The organism is Streptomyces pratensis (assembly GCF_037137275.1).
Lineage (GTDB): Bacteria > Actinomycetota > Actinomycetes > Streptomycetales > Streptomycetaceae > Streptomyces > Streptomyces pratensis_B.
Genome location: NZ_JBBBEN010000093.1, coordinates 231,964 through 247,423 on the forward strand (window position 1 = coordinate 231,964; position 15,460 = coordinate 247,423).

General features: G+C 73.7%; 15 protein-coding genes and 1 pseudogene. 7 read left to right on the plus strand and 9 right to left on the minus strand.

All coding sequences use genetic code 11. The features are described from left to right. Positions 1-21: 21 nt before the first annotated feature. Positions 22-342 (minus strand): hypothetical protein, encoded by a 321-nt coding sequence (locus V9U70_RS20390; protein ID WP_336677228.1) that lies wholly within the window; start codon positions 340-342, stop codon positions 22-24. A gap of 108 nt (positions 343-450) precedes the next feature. Here V9U70_RS20390 and V9U70_RS20395 point away from each other — a divergent pair, with 108 nt between their 5' ends. Next, a complete protein-coding gene (locus tag V9U70_RS20395; protein WP_336677230.1) occupies positions 451-903 on the plus strand; it encodes a hypothetical protein in 453 nt (150 codons plus the stop codon). Positions 904-1,139: 236 nt separating this feature from the next. Continuing rightward, the gene (locus V9U70_RS20400) at positions 1,140-2,411 is read left to right on the plus strand and encodes a L,D-transpeptidase (RefSeq protein ID WP_336677232.1); all 1,272 of its coding nucleotides are present in this window, start codon (positions 1,140-1,142) and stop codon (positions 2,409-2,411) included. A gap of 165 nt (positions 2,412-2,576) precedes the next feature. Here V9U70_RS20400 and V9U70_RS20405 read toward each other — a convergent pair whose 3' ends face one another. Further along, positions 2,577-3,029 carry an RDD family protein gene (locus V9U70_RS20405; RefSeq protein WP_336677531.1) on the minus strand — a complete coding sequence of 151 codons (453 nt, stop codon included), beginning with the start codon at positions 3,027-3,029 and terminating at the stop codon, positions 2,577-2,579. 982 nt (positions 3,030-4,011) lie between these two features. On the opposite strand from V9U70_RS20405, the gene gdhA reads away from it, so the two are divergent. Together gdhA and V9U70_RS20415 are read left to right on the plus strand one after the other, a co-directional pair. Beyond that, on the plus strand, positions 4,012-5,388 hold the full coding sequence (gene gdhA / locus V9U70_RS20410) for an NADP-specific glutamate dehydrogenase (RefSeq protein ID WP_336677234.1): 1,377 nt from the start codon (positions 4,012-4,014) through the stop codon (positions 5,386-5,388). 206 nt (positions 5,389-5,594) lie between these two features. Next, entirely contained in the window at positions 5,595-5,993 is a 399-nt protein-coding gene (locus V9U70_RS20415) for a helix-turn-helix domain-containing protein (protein WP_336677235.1), read from the plus strand. A gap of 173 nt (positions 5,994-6,166) precedes the next feature. On the opposite strand, the pseudogene V9U70_RS20420 reads toward V9U70_RS20415, so the two are convergent. The 3 genes and pseudogenes from V9U70_RS20420 to V9U70_RS20430 form a co-directional block, all read right to left on the minus strand. Next, positions 6,167-7,076 (minus strand): annotated as a pseudogene (locus V9U70_RS20420) (alpha/beta fold hydrolase). Between the two features lie 32 nt (positions 7,077-7,108). After that, positions 7,109-7,774 (minus strand): peptide-methionine (S)-S-oxide reductase MsrA, encoded by a 666-nt coding sequence (gene msrA, locus V9U70_RS20425; protein WP_336677237.1) that lies wholly within the window; start codon positions 7,772-7,774, stop codon positions 7,109-7,111. A 98-nt stretch (positions 7,775-7,872) separates the two neighbouring features. Next, positions 7,873-8,772 carry a LysR family transcriptional regulator gene (locus V9U70_RS20430; protein WP_336677239.1) on the minus strand — a complete coding sequence of 300 codons (900 nt, stop codon included), beginning with the start codon at positions 8,770-8,772 and terminating at the stop codon, positions 7,873-7,875. A 124-nt stretch (positions 8,773-8,896) separates the two neighbouring features. On the opposite strand from V9U70_RS20430, the gene V9U70_RS20435 reads away from it, so the two are divergent. Further along, positions 8,897-10,102: an MFS transporter gene (locus V9U70_RS20435; RefSeq protein ID WP_336677241.1), complete on the plus strand. Its 1,206-nt coding sequence runs from the start codon at positions 8,897-8,899 to the stop codon at positions 10,100-10,102. A 199-nt stretch (positions 10,103-10,301) separates the two neighbouring features. Here V9U70_RS20435 and V9U70_RS20440 read toward each other — a convergent pair whose 3' ends face one another. Continuing rightward, entirely contained in the window at positions 10,302-11,405 is a 1,104-nt protein-coding gene (locus V9U70_RS20440; protein ID WP_336677242.1) for a hypothetical protein, read from the minus strand. Positions 11,406-11,472: 67 nt separating this feature from the next. Here V9U70_RS20440 and V9U70_RS20445 point away from each other — a divergent pair, with 67 nt between their 5' ends. Then, positions 11,473-12,618: a cystathionine gamma-synthase gene (locus tag V9U70_RS20445; RefSeq protein WP_336677244.1), complete on the plus strand. Its 1,146-nt coding sequence runs from the start codon at positions 11,473-11,475 to the stop codon at positions 12,616-12,618. Positions 12,619-12,669: 51 nt separating this feature from the next. Here V9U70_RS20445 and V9U70_RS20450 read toward each other — a convergent pair whose 3' ends face one another. The 3 genes from V9U70_RS20450 to V9U70_RS20460 all read right to left on the minus strand — a co-directional run bounded on the left by V9U70_RS20450 (position 12,670) and on the right by V9U70_RS20460 (position 14,001). After that, positions 12,670-12,924 (minus strand): hypothetical protein, encoded by a 255-nt coding sequence (locus tag V9U70_RS20450; RefSeq protein WP_336677246.1) that lies wholly within the window; start codon positions 12,922-12,924, stop codon positions 12,670-12,672. Beyond that, entirely contained in the window at positions 12,921-13,394 is a 474-nt protein-coding gene (locus V9U70_RS20455) for a SigE family RNA polymerase sigma factor (RefSeq protein ID WP_336677247.1), read from the minus strand. Before V9U70_RS20455 ends, V9U70_RS20450 begins: the two co-directional genes overlap by 4 nt. A gap of 76 nt (positions 13,395-13,470) precedes the next feature. Next, positions 13,471-14,001 (minus strand): MarR family winged helix-turn-helix transcriptional regulator, encoded by a 531-nt coding sequence (locus V9U70_RS20460; RefSeq protein ID WP_336677249.1) that lies wholly within the window; start codon positions 13,999-14,001, stop codon positions 13,471-13,473. A 157-nt stretch (positions 14,002-14,158) separates the two neighbouring features. Between V9U70_RS20460 and ilvA the strand changes: the two genes are divergently transcribed. Further along, positions 14,159-15,388: a threonine ammonia-lyase gene (gene ilvA / locus V9U70_RS20465; protein ID WP_336677251.1), complete on the plus strand. Its 1,230-nt coding sequence runs from the start codon at positions 14,159-14,161 to the stop codon at positions 15,386-15,388. Positions 15,389-15,460 lie beyond the last annotated feature (72 nt).

Here is a 15,460-nt window from a genome sequence, read left to right on the forward strand (position 1 = left end):
CAGCCCTCCCGCAAGCCCGGGTCAGAACGCCAGGTGGGCTGCGGAGCGACGCGCGGAGTAGGCGACGAAGCCCGCGCCGAGGCCCAGCAGCGCCGTGCCGCCGATGAGATACGGGGTGGTCTCGGGGCCCGGCCCGGTGTCGGCGAGGCGGGCGCCGGAGGCGTCGTCCGCCGCCCCGGCTTCCTCCGGGGCGGCCCGGCCGGCCACGACGGCCGACGCGTCCTGCCCCGCGCCCTCGACGGTCGCGTTGGCCGACGGGACGAACCAGAGCGCGGCCAGCAGGGCGCCCGCGGCGGTGGCGGTCAGCAGTGTGCGACGAGGTGTTCGACAAGCGACGGACACAGATTCGATCCCCTTGCGACAAGCATGAGTTAGCCCCGTGGGCCGATGCTAAGCAAAGCAGCGGGTCGGAGGAAAGTCGTGGCGCCGACGGGCCTTACGCTCCGGCCTATGAGCACAGAAGAGACATCCAGGTTTGTTCGACTTCGCGTGGAGATGGTGCTGGAGATCACCGACCCCGCCGTCCTGACCGGCACCGCCCTGGAGAGCATCGCCGCCGAGTACGGAGAGCCCGTCGGCGAGACCGCCGGGGGCGACGCCGCGGAGGAGCGCCTGCTCGCAGAGGACACCGTCCGGGCGGACGCCGCGGAGGCGCTCGCCTCGCTGGTCGACCCCTTCGACCTGGTCAGTGAGGTGCCCGGGGTGGAGCTGGCCCAGGCCTCCTGGAGCAGCGAGAGCATCGAGTACGACCCCGACGCGGAGGGCTGGGACGGCGACGCGGACGACGAGGAGGATGGCTTGTTCCTGCCGCTGGACGAGGGCGACGAGGAGGGGTACGCCGACGCGGTCGCGCACAATGGGAAGGACGACAGCGAGGGCGATGGTCCCGCACAGCGGGTCTGACGTGTGAGAACACCGGCCCCGGCCCCGCTCGTCTGCGGCCCGGGGCCGCTGCCTGCGATGGCGGGGCACGGTGCCCGGCGGAGGGAACCACCGCCGCCGCGGCCGCGTCAGTGAGTGGTGTTCCCCACATCTTCCGTGGATGTGGAACGGAGCACCAGTTCCGGGTGTTCTTGGAACATTGGCGGGGAAAAGGCCGCCTGGCGGTCTCGCCCGGGGTTTTTGGGGAATCGGCGACGATGGAGAAGCGTGTGATGACGGACAGCAAGCGGCGCAGGGGCCTCACGGCCGTGTCCGCACTGCTCGGCGGCGTGCTGGTGCTTTCGGCCTGTACCGACGACGGCGACAAGGGCGAGAAGACGGGCGCCGGGAGTTCGGAGTCCTCACGGGCGCAGGAAGTGGACAAGGCGGCAGCCGAGGACGCGTCCGAGGCCCAGATAACGATCCAGCCGAAGAACGGTTCGACCAACGCGAGCATCAACAACGCGGCTCAGGTCTCCGTGGACAAGGGCAAGCTGACCGAGGTCCTGATGACCACGGCGGCGGGAGACCCGGTCGAGGGCACGCTCGCGGCCGACGGGTCCAGCTGGAAGCCCGCGGGCCAGCTGGAGCGTTCCACCACGTACAAGATCAACGCCACGGCGACCGACGCGAAGGGCCGCGAGGCCCACGAGAACGGTTCCTTCACCACCGTCTCGCCCGACAACAGCTTCATCGGGAACTTCACCCCGGAGGACGGCTCCACGGTCGGCGTCGGGATGCCCGTCTCGATCAACTTCAACAAGCCGATCACGGACCGGAAGGCCGTGCAGGACGGCATCACCGTGACGTCCAGCAGCGGCCAGGAGGTCGTCGGCCACTGGTTCGACAACCAGCGTCTGGACCTGCGCCCCGAGAACTACTGGCAGGGCGGCTCCACCGTCACGCTGAAGCTCGCACTGGACGGCGTGGAGGGCGCGGACGGCGTCTACGGCGTCCAGCAGAAGACCGTGTCGTTCAAGGTCGGCCGCAGCCAGGTCTCGACCGTGGACGTGAAGACGAAGACGATGACCGTCACCCGGGACGGCAAGACGCTCAAGACCATCCCGATCTCCGCCGGCTCGCCGGAGAACCCCACGTACAACGGTCAGATGGTGATCTCCGAGAAGCACAAGGAGACCCGGATGAACGGCGCCACCGTCGGATTCACCGACGACGACGGCAAGGGCGAGTACGACATCAAGGACGTGCCGCACGCCATGCGCCTGTCCACCTCCGGCACCTTCATCCACGGCAACTACTGGGGCAAGGGCATCTTCGGCAAGGCCAACACCAGCCACGGCTGCGTGGGCCTCGCCGACGTGAAGGGCGCGAACGACGCCGACCAGCCGGGCGCCTGGTTCTACGACAACTCGATGATCGGCGACGTGGTGATCGTCAAGAACTCCCCGGACAAGACCATCACCCCGGACAACGGCCTCAACGGCTGGAACATGGACTGGGCGCAGTGGAAGGCCGGCTCCGCCGCCTGACCCCGCCCCGGCGCGCCTTGTCTCCGCGCCACCCCGTCCCCGCCCGAAGGCGGCGGACCCGGAAGTCCCCGGGGCCGCCGCCTTCGGCGCGTCACGTGCCGCGCCCGCGTGCGCCAGGCGCGTCGGCGGGGGCGCGGAGCTACGGAGGACGCGGGGGGCCGGACCTCAGCCGGTGCGGCCCGCCGCGGCGGCGGCGCGGTGGCACCGCATGTCGCTGCGGCGGACCTGGCGCACCCCCGCGAGGTCCTCGTGCGGCTTCGCGGGACAGCTCGCGGACCGCTCCGGGGGTCGAGCGGCCCCCGGCCGCCCGAGCAGGCGCCAGGGCTGGAGGGGCAGCCAGAGCAGCCCGTACAGCCATCGCACCACCAGGCGGCGGAATCCCGGCCGGCCCGCGTCGGGGAGCCGGACCACCCGCACGCCCATGATCAGCTTTCCGGCGCTCGCCCGGAAGGCCATCGTCAGGAGCACCTGGTTGGCGAAGGACAGCACGAGCACCTGACCGGCCAGCAGCGCCACCGCCCGCCCCGCCCCGGCGGAGCCCAGTCCGGGCGGCGTCAGCAGTCCCACGGCCAGCAGGCAGAGGTAGCAGTCGAGGCCCACGGCCAGATACCGCCGCAGATCCCCCGGCGCGCGGGGGAGCCCCGGGGCGCCGGGGGGCGGGCGCCCCCAGCGCCCCGGGCGCGCGGCAGGCGCCAGCGCACGGGCGTACGCGGAAGAGGGAGGCGGTGCGGGGCCGTACGGGCGGGGCCGCACGGCCCCGCCCGCCGCACGTCGCGCCGCGTGCGACGCCCGTGATGCATCAGGGGGCTGCCCGGTGCGACGCCCCCGCGGCTTCGTCATGGGGAGCATCATGACCGAACGTCAGGTGAGCTGTCCTTGTTCCTGGCGGGTAACTCCGTTTCCCGGACGTTGTTCTCCGGGCCCCCTACAGTTGCGCGGACGTACAGGTGCGCGGACGTCCGCACGCGAGCGGAAGGACGGCTGAGGCAGCGCCGGTCACGGGGCGGCCCCGTCAGGGAGCGCCCGCCCCCACCCGTCCCGCCCGCTCCCGCTCGTCCCGCGTGGCGCGCCCGCCGCCGGCCTCTTTCCCGGCGCGCGATCGGCGCGGTGCCCGCCGCCGTCCTGAGCCTCGTCGCGGGCGTCGCCCGCGCCGGCTTCCGGGCCCGGGCCCGGGCCGCTGCGGCACCCGAACGGGGAGGCCGCTGCGGCGCCCGGGCGGGGCGGCAGGGACGCGCTGCTGGTGCGACACGCAGGGGCGAGGGCTGTGACCTTCGCCACGTCACGGTGAGGAGAGTGCGGCGGGGGCAGTGCTCCGCGGCCGGTGGGGGCGGCGGTCCGGGGCCCGTCGACCGCCCCCGCAGGTCCTCCGGGCGCTGATCAAATCGACTGATCATGGTCAATATATGGATGGTCCTCGAAGATCATCGGATCGCGCTGGACAATCGGTCCGTACCAAGGTCCCGCGCATCGCCCGTCCGGCGGCGGCCGCGGTCTCGCCCGAGGGGGAGTCCACGGGCCCCGACGGGGGAGGCGGGCCCGTGGCGCTCCCCGGGACGGGGACGCCGACGCGCACGAGCCGACCACGGAAGGTCCTGATCAGATGCCGGTCACCCCCGACCCCGCCCGCACGCACGACTCCCATCGGGTCATCGAACCGCTCTACGCCGAGATCCTGCGACGCAACCAGGGCGAGCAGGAGTTCCACCAGGCGGTCCGCGAGGTCCTGGAGACGCTCGGCCCGGTGCTGACGCAGCGCCCCGAGTTCGTCGACGCCCGCATCATCGAGCGGATCTGCGAGCCCGAGCGGCAGCTGATCTTCCGGGTGCCGTGGGCGGACGACTCCGGCGACATCCACGTCAACCGAGGCTTCCGGGTGGAGTTCTCCAGCTCGCTCGGCCCCTACAAGGGCGGGCTGCGCTTCCACCCCTCGGTCAACCTCGGCATCGTGAAGTTCCTCGGTTTCGAGCAGATCTTCAAGAACGCCCTCACCGGCATGCCCATCGGCGGCGGCAAGGGCGGCGCGGACTTCGACCCCAAGGGCCGGTCCGACGCCGAGATCATGCGGTTCTGCCAGTCATTCATGACCGAACTCCACCGTCACCTGGGGGAGTACACCGACGTCCCCGCCGGGGACATCGGCGTGGGCGGCCGGGAGATCGGCTACCTCTTCGGCCAGTACAAGCGGATCACCAACCGGTACGAGTCCGGAGTCCTCACCGGCAAGGGCCTCGGCTGGGGCGGCGCCCAGGCCCGTACGGAGGCGACCGGATACGGCTGCGTCCTGTTCACCGCCGAGATGCTGCGCAGCCGGGGCGAGTCGCTGGACGGCCAGCGGGTCGCGGTGTCCGGCTCCGGAAACGTGGCCATCTACGCGACCGAGAAGGCCCAGCAGCTCGGGGCGACCGTGGTGACCTGCTCGGACTCCAGCGGTTACGTGATCGACGAGAAGGGCATCGACCTCGCCCTCCTCAAGGAGATCAAGGAGGAGGACCGCGGCCGGGTCTCGGAGTACGCCGAACGCCGCGGCGCGCACGCCCGGTTCGTCCCCGGCACCGGAGTGTGGTCCGTCCCCGTGGACGTGGCCCTGCCCTGCGCCACGCAGAACGAACTCCACGCGGACGACGCGCTGGAGCTCGTGCGCAACGGAGTGAAGGCCGTCGCGGAGGGCGCCAACATGCCCACCACCCCGGAGGCGGTCCGGGTGCTCCAGGAGGCCGGCGTCGCCTTCGCCCCCGGCAAGGCGGCCAACGCGGGCGGGGTGGCGACGAGCGCGCTGGAGATGCAGCAGAACGCGTCCCGGGACTCCTGGACCTTCGCGCACACCGAGGAGCGGCTGGCCGAGATCATGCGTCACATCCACGACTCCTGCTACACGACCGCCGAGCGCTACGGCAGCCCCGGCAACTACGTGGTGGGCGCGAACATCGCGGGCTTCGAGCTGGTGGCGGACGCGATGCTGGCGCAGGGCCTGATCTGACGGGGAGGGAAGGGGGCCGGAGGGGCACGCCCCTCCGGCCCGTCGGCCGAGGCTCGCCCTCTTTCCCCTCTTCCCCCTCCGGCCCCCGTCCGCGCTGCTCGTTGTGCCGGGCAGCGCTTGTCACGGAACTTCGCCGACAGCAGATCAGCCCGGAGCGCAACGGATGGCCCGTGCGGAGGCGGAGCGGCGCTCCTAGGCTGGGGTGCGTGACCATCCGAGCGGGGACCCAGACCGACGTGCTTGTACTGCGCCCGCTCCGGGCGGCGCCACCACCACCCCCGGAGCCGCTCTGGCGCGACCTCGTCGGGGATGTGCTGCGCCGCGAACGCCGGGCGCAGGGAAGGACCTTGAAGGACGTCGCGGAGGCAGCCCGGATCTCCATGGCCTACCTCTCCGAGGTGGAGCGCGGCCGAAAGGAAGCCTCCTCCGAAGTGCTGGCGGCCGCCGCCCGCGCGCTCGGCCTGAGCCTCGCCGACGTTCTCGCTCTGGCGGGGGAGCGGCTGGTCCGACTCGCCGGGGCGCGGTCCCGCTCGCTCGGCGCCGCCGCCGGCCGTCGCGCAGAGGTCTCGGCGGGCCCCCTGGGAAGCGTGCGACTGGCCGCTTGACCTGGGGCGCCTGGCCCGTGGCCCCGCTGCGGGTGCCCCGCAGGCCGGGCCCGGCCTGTTCGTACGGGGTGGGGCAGGGAACGCCGCGCAGGGGGTCCGGCGGCTGTCGCGGGCCGACCGTCAGGGCGTGGCCGGCCCCTCGGCCGTCGCTGACCGGCCGGCCCCTCGGCCCGTCACGGGGCGGCCGGTCCCCGCCGTCCGGCTCGGGCGCGGTCCGCGAGTGCCCGTACCTCGGCGGCGACCGCGGTGTGCCGCTCGCGCGCCGATGTCGTGGCCGACGCCCGGCTGGAGGGCCAGGCGGGCGCCGCTGACCGCCGCCGCGGTCGCCCGGCCGGCGGAGGGCTTGAGCAGCGGGTCGTCCGTGCCGTGCAGGACGAGGGCGGGGACGCGCAGGTCGGCCAGGGGCGGACCGTGCCAGCCCGCGCCGATCTGGCGGGGCTGGGCGTCCGGGTCGGCGATGCCGGTGTCCACGTCGGCGGTGACCCGCTCCAGGGCCCCGCCTCGTCGAACGGGTAGCCCGGGGACGCGCACAGCCGCGCCACCGCGATCCCCGCCGCGATCCGCGCCTCCCGGTCCCGGGCGGGCTTGATCCGGGCGAACCTCGAGCGTGCCGAGGCGCAGACGGCGCAACGCGCCCAGCCCCGCGACATCGCTGGACAACGCGGCGGAGGAGGTCAGGGTGCGCACCCGGTCCGGGTGGCGCAGCGCCACTCGCTGGGCGACGACGCCGCCCAGCGAGTGCCCGAAGAGGCGCGCCGACTGCCAGCCGAGCGCGTCGAGGACGGCGACGGCGTCGTCGGCCGTGTCCTCGACGGTGTAGGCCGCGCCACGGCGGGCGGCCAGGGCGGTGAACGGGTTGCCGCCCGCTGTGGTCCTCGGCAACCGGGTGGACTCGCCCGCGTCCCGCTGGTCGTAGCGAGCGACGGCGAACCCGGCGTCGGCCCAGGCCGCCCACCTCCCCCGGATCGCCGCCGAGGGCGGCCACCCCCATCTGGTGGCCGCCCTCGCGACGGCGGGCGAGCCCCCGTCGGCGGACCCGGCCGAGCGGGACGCCCTGTTCGAACGACTGCTGCGCCGGCTGATTCCGGCGATGCTCGGGTGAGGGGCCGCCGACGTCAGCTTCCGGCCGGAGCCACCCCGATGGGGCAGGACACGCCCGTGCCGCCGATCCCGCAGTAGCCGCCCGGGTTCTTGTCCAGATACTGCTGGTGGTACGCCTCCGCGGGCCAGAACGGGCGTCCCTCGACGGGAAGGATCTCCGTGGTGATCGTGGAGTGGCCCGAGGCCGTCAGCACCTTCTGGTAGGCCTCGCGGGAGGCCTCGGCGGCCGCGGCCTGCGCCGGGGAGTGGGTGTAGACGGCGGAGCGGTACTGAGTGCCCACGTCGTTGCCCTGGCGGAAGCCCTGCGTCGGGTTGTGCGACTCCCAGAAGAGCTTCAGCAGGTCCTCGTAGGAGACGACGGCCGGGTCGAAGACGACGCGAACGGCCTCCGTGTGGCCGGTCATGCCCGAGCAGGCCTCGTCGTACGTGGGGTTGGGCGTGTAGCCGCCCTGATAGCCGACCAGTGTCGTCCAGACGCCCTCGGTCTGCCAGAACTTCCGCTCCGCGCCCCAGAAGCAGCCCAGGGCGAAGTCCGCCACTTCCAGGCCCTCCGGATACGGTCCGGCCAGCGGGTTGCCCAGGACCGTGTGGCGGGAGGGCACGGTGAATGCGGGGTCGGGGCGGCCGCGCAGGGCCTGCTCCGGGGCGGGGAGCTCGGGGGTGCGGCGGTTCAGGAACATGCGGGGGCTCCTCCGGGGTGTCGGTCTTCGGCACGTACAACAACGGAGCGGCCACCGGGATTCCGGGTGGGGCCGGAGCGGGCTCCCGCCCCGGCCGTTCACTCGGCGGCGTCGGCGACGGCCGCCAGGGCCTGGGAGAAGGCGCGGGTCCGGGCGGTTTCGTGGTGGCGGTGCCACACGAGAGCGAGAAAGGAGTCCTGGAGACCGGTCAGGGGGACGAAGACGACGGCTCTGCGGCCGTAGTAGTCCGCGGTGGGGTGGCACAGGACCATCGCACCGCGGTCCGCCTGGACCAGGGCGAGGCCCTCCTGGAGGGTGCTCACGGCGGGGCCGGCCGGGATGGGGCGTCCCTGGGGGGTGACGACCGGGGCCTGTGCGTGGCGCCAGTACGCCGGGGCCGCGCCGTGGACGCCGATGAGCGAGCAGGCGGCCAGGTCCTCGGCGTCGAGTACGTCGCGCTTCGCGAAGGGGTGCCGGGCGGCCACGGCGAGGGACTGCGGCTGCTTGGAGAAGACCTGCCCCAGCACCAGGTCGCTCTCCCGGACCGGCATCAGCACCACCGCCGTGTCCACCTCCCGCCGGTGCACCGGGCCGAAGGGATCGGAGAAAGGTATCTCCACGATCTCCGTCGCGCACTCCGGGTACCGGTTCTGGAACAGCGCGATGGCGTTCATGACCTGGTCGTTGGCCGCGCCCTGGAAACCGATGCGGAGCAGCCCGCCGACGCCCCGCGCCACGTCCCGGACCTCGTCGATCGTCTCCACGATCGCGTCGAAGGCAGGGCGCAGCCCCGCGAGGAGCTGCTCGCCGAGCGGGGTCAGCCGGACCCGTCGGCTGGTGCGCTCGACGAGCCGGGCCCCGATCTTGCTTTCCAGGGACCGCAGCAGCTGGCTGATGCGGCTCTGCGAGACGTACAGGCGTTCCCCCGCTCGTCCGAAGTGGCGTTCCTCGGCCAACGCGAGAAAGGCCTCCAGCTCGCGGGTGTCCGGACTGCTCACAGCTCTTCCTCCCCCACCGCGGCGTCGGTCGCTCGCGGACGGCCAATCTATCGATGAGCCCAGCTCATAGAAGGATGAGAAGTTCGCTGTTGTTCCCCCGGCCCGCTATCTGTTGGCTGGAGGCATGACGCAGGTTGAGGAATCCACAGGCACACCGCCCCCCGGGCAGAGATCGCCGCTCAGCGGCTGGCTGGGCGTGGTGGCTCTGGCGCTGGGCACGTTCACGGTGGTCACGTCCGAAATGCTGCCCGTCGGACTGCTGACCCCGATGGGCGAGTCGCTCAGGGTCTCCGAAGGGGTGGCGGGGCTCACGCTGACGATCACCGGTCTGGTCGCGGCGGTGTCGTCCCCGGTGCTCGTCTCGATGCTGGGCGAGGTCGACCGACGGATGGCGCTCTGCGCGCTGGTCGCTGTGCTGGTGGTCGGCAACCTGGGCGCGGCCTGGGCGCCGAACTTCGGGGTCATGGTCGTGGCCCGCATCCTGGTCGGCATCGGCATGGGTGGCGTCTGGGCCATCGCGGCCGGTCTCGCGGTGCGACTGGTGCCGGCGAAGTCGGTAGGCCCCGCCACCTCGCTCGTCTTCAGCGGCATCGCCGTCGCCTCCGTCCTCGGTGTCCCGGCCGGAACGTACATCGGCGCGGCAGCCGGCTGGCGCGCCGCGTTCTTCGCGGCCGCAGGTCTCGGGCTGGTGGTCCTGGTCGCGGCGGCGGTCCTGCTGCCGCGACTGCCTGCGGAGCGCACGATTCCGCTGGGGGGCGTGATGTCCTTGTTCGGCAACGCCCAAGTCCGTACGGGCCTCATCGTCGTCGGCTTCGTGGTCACGGGTCACTTCGCCGCGTACACCTACGTCAGGCCGGTGCTGGAGGACGTCTCCGGCGTCGGCGCCGCGATGATCGGCACCCTGCTCCTGGTGTACGGGGTGGCCGGGGTGGCCGGGAACTTCCTGGCCGGAGCCGGGGCGGCCCGCTCGCCGCGCAAGACGCTGCTGGTGATCAGCTCGGTGCTGGCGGCCACCATGATCGCCCTGCCCTGGCTGGGCGGGTCCCTCGCCCTCGCAGGCGTACTGATGGCGGTCTGGGGCGTCAGCTACGGCGGCGTCTCGGTCAGCACGCAGACCTGGATTCTGCTCGCCTCCCCGGACGCCCGCGAGGCGGCCTCCTCGCTGTTCGTCGGGGTGTTCAACGGAGCCATCGCGCTGGGCGCGCTGATCGGCGGACTCGCGGCGGACGGCATCGGCATCACGGCGGTGATGTGGGTGGGCGGAGCGCTCGCCGTGAGCGCGCTGGTGACCACGACGGTCGGCCGGGCCCCCGCCGCAGTCCGAGCCTGACACCGTGCCGACGCGGGGGCGTCGCGCCCCCGCGTGCGCAGGCGCCCGGGAGCCCCCGGACGCCTGCACACGGGCGTGCGGTCGGAGTGACGAGCCTCCCGCCCTGCTGAAGCGGCTCGTCTCGACGGACCCCTCCGCCTTCCGCACGGGCCGCGGCGCGCGCCCCTCCTGAGCCGGCTCAGGCCCGGTGGGCCCACCCTCAGTGCGGCAGCGTCGCCGGGCTGCCGCCGTTCGCCTCGTAGCCCGCGACCGCCAGGGCCCGGTAGACCGTGTACTGGGCGGCCGGGTCCGGGTCCTGGGTCCACGGCAGCGCGCCCACGTGGCCGTCCACGAGGACGAGTTGGTGCATCGCCTCCGACCAGCGCTCCATGTGGACCAGGAACAGCACCAGCAGGTGCCGTACATGGGCGAGCATCGGGTCGTCCGGGCGGGCCGCGTGCACCGCGAACATCGCGCCCTCGACCGCCCGGGTCACCACCTGGCCCCGGTAGAAGCCCTGCACCAGGTTGACCTCCGGCAGGTGCTCGTACACCGCGAACAGCGGGAGTGCCGCGAGCAGCGAACCCCGCGGGGCGCGGGCCGCGGCCGCCGTGGCGAAACGGTCGGCCTCCGCCCGGGAGCCGTGCCACTTCTCGCAGTGGAAGTGCAGCGCCGCGATGTGCGCGCCCATGTGCGCCGGAGCCCGGTCGATGATCTTCGCCCACACCTGGTCGAACTGCTCGGGGGTGTAGCCGAGCCCCCGTGCCACCGCCAGCTCCACGATGTAGGGCACCGGGTCGCCGGGCGCGAGGAGGGCCGCCTCGCCGCACACCGTGCGGGCCTCCTCCAGAATGATCCGGAAGTCGTCGCTGCCGGCCGACGAGGACCGCCACGCCTGCTGCACCAGGAACTCCGCGTGCACCGCCGCTCCGCCCGCGTCCTTCGGGGCCTCCGCGCGCCACTTCCGCAGCCACGCCCCGCCGACCCCGGGCCGCTGCGCCAGCTCCAGGGAGGCCGCGCCCGCGAACGCCTGGACCCGCTGCCAGCGCGCCTCGCCCTCCTTCGGCGTGCCGGCCAGCAGCTGCGCCGCCGCCCGCCACTCCTGGGTCGCCTGCACGACGTCCAGCACGTCCAGAAGGTCCTGGTCCGGCCCCGGCATCCGGACGTCGAGCTCCTCCTGGCGGACGAAGCCGTAGGTGTCCGGGTCGGCGGCGTCCGGCGAACCGGGGGCCACCTGGCGGATGCCGCCGCGGCGGCGCATGACCCAGGGACCGATCACCGCGGCGAGCAGGCACATCGCGAGCAGGAACCACAGAATCTCCATGGGTCCATTGTCACCGGAGCGGCCAGTGGCCGGTGAGCGCCCTCGTGACGAACTACCCTCGGGTCCCATGAGCGACCAGCACAGCTTCGAGACCCTCGCGATCCACGCGGGAAACACCGCCGACCCCCTCACCGGCGCGGTGGTCCCGCCCATCTACCAGGTGTCCACGTACAAGCAGGACGGCGTGGGCGGGCTGCGCGGCGGCTACGAGTACAGCCGCAGCGCCAACCCGACGCGCACCGCCCTGGAGGAGAACCTGGCGGCCCTGGAAGGCGGCCGCCGCGGTCTCGCCTTCGCCTCCGGCCTCGCCGCAGAGGACTGCCTCCTGCGTACGCTGCTGACCCCCGGCGACCACGTGGTCATCCCGAACGACGCCTACGGCGGCACGTTCCGGCTGTTCGCGAAGGTCGCCACGCGCTGGGGCGTGGAGTTCTCGGTCGCCGACACCTCGGACGTGGCGGCGGTACGGGCCGCGCTCACCCCGCGCACCAAGGTGGTCTGGGTGGAGACCCCGTCCAACCCGCTGCTCGGCATCACCGACATCGCCGCCGTCGCCCAGGTCGCCCGGGAGGCCGGTGCGCGCCTCGTCGTCGACAACACCTTCGCCTCCCCCTACCTCCAGCAGCCCCTCGCCCTGGGCGCCGACGTCGTCGTGCACTCGACCACCAAGTACATGGGCGGCCACTCCGACGTCGTCGGCGGCGCGCTCGTCGTGGGCGACCCCGAGCTCGGCGAGGAACTGGCCTTCCACCAGAACGCCATGGGCGCGGTCGCCGGCCCCTTCGACGCCTGGCTCGTGCTGCGCGGCATCAAGACGCTGGCCGTCCGCATGGACCGGCACACCGAGAACGCCACCAAGGTCGCCGACCTGCTGACCCGGCACCCCAAGGTCTCCCAGGTCCTCTACCCGGGCCTGCCGGAGCACCCCGGGCACGAGGTCGCCGCCAAGCAGATGACGGCGTTCGGCGGGATGGTGTCCTTCCGGGTCGCGGACGGCGAGGAAGCGGCGGTCGAGGTCTGCAACCGGGCGAAGCTCTTCACGCTCGGCGAGTCCCTCGGCGGCGTCGAGTCCCTCCTGGAGCACCCCGGCCGGATGACCCACGCCTCCGCCGCGGGCTCCCCGCTGGAGGTCCCCGCCGACCTGGTCCGCCTCTCCGTCGGCATCGAGAACGGCGACGACCTGGTCGCCGATCTCACCCAGGCCCTCGGCTGACCCCCGCGACGGTGCGGGCCCGCACCCCGGACGGGGCGCGGGCCCGGAGCCTCACCAGCCTTCCAGCGGCGGCGTCACCCGGGCGGGCTCCACGTCCCACGGCTGCTCGATCCCGGCCCAGACGAGGAACACGGCGAGCGCCGCGCCCAGCAGCGCCCCCGCCGTCCGGCGCACCGCCCGGCGCAGCCGCAGGGTGCGCCCGCCCCGCCGCACGGCCCGCGCCGCCAGGTCCGGCGGCGGGACGGGGCGCCGGCCGTCCAGCATCCGGCGGACGCGTTCCGCCCGCGGGTCCCGGTCGGCGCTCACGGCGCCACCCGGGTCGCCGGCCCCGGGCCGGGTGAGCGCAGTGCGGTGAGCGACCGGGCGCAGACCGCGCGGACCCGGTCGGCGGGCAGAGCCAGCAGTGCCGCCGTCTGCTCCTCGCCGACCTCCTCGTGCACACGCAGGACCAGCACGAGCCGCTCCCACGGGGTGAGCCGCTCCAGCACACCGCCGCGCGGGCGCCGGTGCCGCCGGGCCCGCCGGGCGAACCCGAGGACCAGTTCGCGGCGCGCCAGGTCGTAGGGGTCGCCGCCGTGCAGCCGGTCCCAGCCGGCGTAGGTGCGGGCCAGCGCCGCGTCCAGCAGCCGTTCGGCCCGCACGTTGGCGCCCGGCGGCCCGGGCGGTTCGGCGGTGAGCAGGGTCGCGGTGTGCAGCAGCCGTCCGCCCGCGCCCGCCACGAAGGCCTCGAACTCCCGGGCGCGGAGCCCATCCCGGTGGGTCGACCGCTCATCCATGGACCACATCCGAGCCCCGGCGCACCACCGGGGTCAAGAGGCCGGACACGACCGGCCCGGGACAGCGCCCCGGGCGTCAGTCCGACTGCGGAGGCTGGTGCGCGGCCTGCCGGGCGGCGAGCGAGGCGTTGAACCGGGTGAGCAGCGTGCAGAAGGTGTCCCGCTCCTCCTGCGACCAGTCCTCGGTGACCTGGGACATCAGCTCCCGCCGGGAGGCGCGGACCTCGTCCAGCCGGGCCTGTCCGCGCGGTGAGAGCTGGAGCACCACGGCCCGGCCGTCCTCGGGGTGGGAGGTGCGCTTGACCAGACCGGTGTCGACGAGCGGCGCGACCTGCCGTGTCACGGTCGAGGAGTCGATGCCCATGCCGGCCGCCAGCGCCTTGACGCCCATCGGGCCCTCCCGGTCCAGCCGGTTCAGCAGCAGGTACGCCGCCCGGTCCATCGAGTTGCGGACCTGGCCGACCCCGCCGAGACGGGTCTGCTCGGCTCGGCGGGCGAACACCGCCACCTGGTGCTGGAGCGTGTCCAGCAGGCGGTCGGCGGCCGGGAGTTCGGGGACGGGGCCCCCGGAAGGAGACGCAGCAGTCGTCATGTCCTGAGGGGGCATGGCCGGGGGCTCTCTTCATACGGTGTCGGATGGGTGGGGGACAGAGTACGCGGCCCCGGGGCGGCGCGTGCCGGCACCGTACAAACCTGCGGGCACCCCCGCAGCCCGCCCGGAGACCCGTCTGCCGGGTGCGGCCGGAGCTGCAAGACTTGCGGGCATGACCTTCCGTGCGACCGCCCCGCATCCGCCCCTGATCCTCGACGACGTCCGGGGCGCGCAGAAGATGCTGTCCGGGGTGGCCAGAGTGACCGCCCTGGAGGGCAGCCGGCACCTGACCGAACTGGTCGGGGCACCGGTCCACCTCAAGTGCGAGAACCTCCAGCGCACCGGCTCCTTCAAACTGCGCGGCGCGTACGTCCGGATCTCCGGTCTCACCCCGGTCGAGCGGGCGGCCGGGGTGGTCGCCGCCAGCGCCGGGAACCACGCGCAGGGCGTGGCCCTCGCCTCGTCCCTGCTCGGCGTGCGGTCCACCGTCTTCATGCCCGTCGGCGCACCGCTGCCCAAGGTCGCCGCGACGCGGGAGTACGGGGCAGAGGTCCGGCTGCACGGCCAGGTCGTCGACGAGACGCTCGCCGCCGCCCAGCGGCACGCGGAGGAGACCGGCGCGGTCTTCATCCACCCCTTCGACCACCCCGACATCATCGCGGGCCAGGGCACCGTCGGGCTGGAGATCCTGGAGCAGTGCCCGGAGGTGAGGACCATCGTCGTCGGCATCGGCGGCGGCGGCCTCGCCGCGGGCCTGGCCGTCGCGGTGAAGGCGCTGCGCCCCGACGTCCGGATCGTCGGCGTCCAGGCAGAGGGCTCCGCCGCCTACCCGCCGTCCCTGGCCGCCGGCCACCCCGTCTCCCTCGACTCCCCGGCCACGATGGCCGACGGGATCAAGGTGGGCCGCCCCGGCGACGTGCCGTTCGCGCTCGTCGAGGAGCTGGTCGACGAGGTCCGCACGGTCACGGAGGACGAGTTGTCCAGCGCCCTGCTGCTCTGCCTGGAGCGGGCCAAGCTGGTCGTGGAACCGGCCGGGGCCAGCCCGGTCGCCGCGCTGCTGAGCGACCCGGAGGCCTTCCGCGGGCCCGTGGTGGCCCTGCTCTCCGGCGGCAACGTGGACCCCCTGCTGATGCAGCGCATCCTGCGGCACGGGATGTCCGCGGCGGGCCGCTACCTGAGCCTGCGGCTGCGGCTCACCGACCGCCCGGGGGCGCTCGCCGCCCTGCTGGCCGCCCTGAGCGTCGCCGACGCGAACGTCCTCGACATCAGCCATGTGCGTACCGACCCGCGCCTGGGGCTGACCGAGGTGGAGGTCGACCTGCACCTGGAGACGAAGGGCCCGCAGCACTGCGCGGACGTCGAGGAGGCACTGCGCGCGGCGGGGTACCGGGTGATGGGCTGACGGCTCCGCGGCGGCCGGGCCGCCGGGCGCCGACTGGCGGAAATGCATCGTTCGCCGGGCGGACGGGGCCCG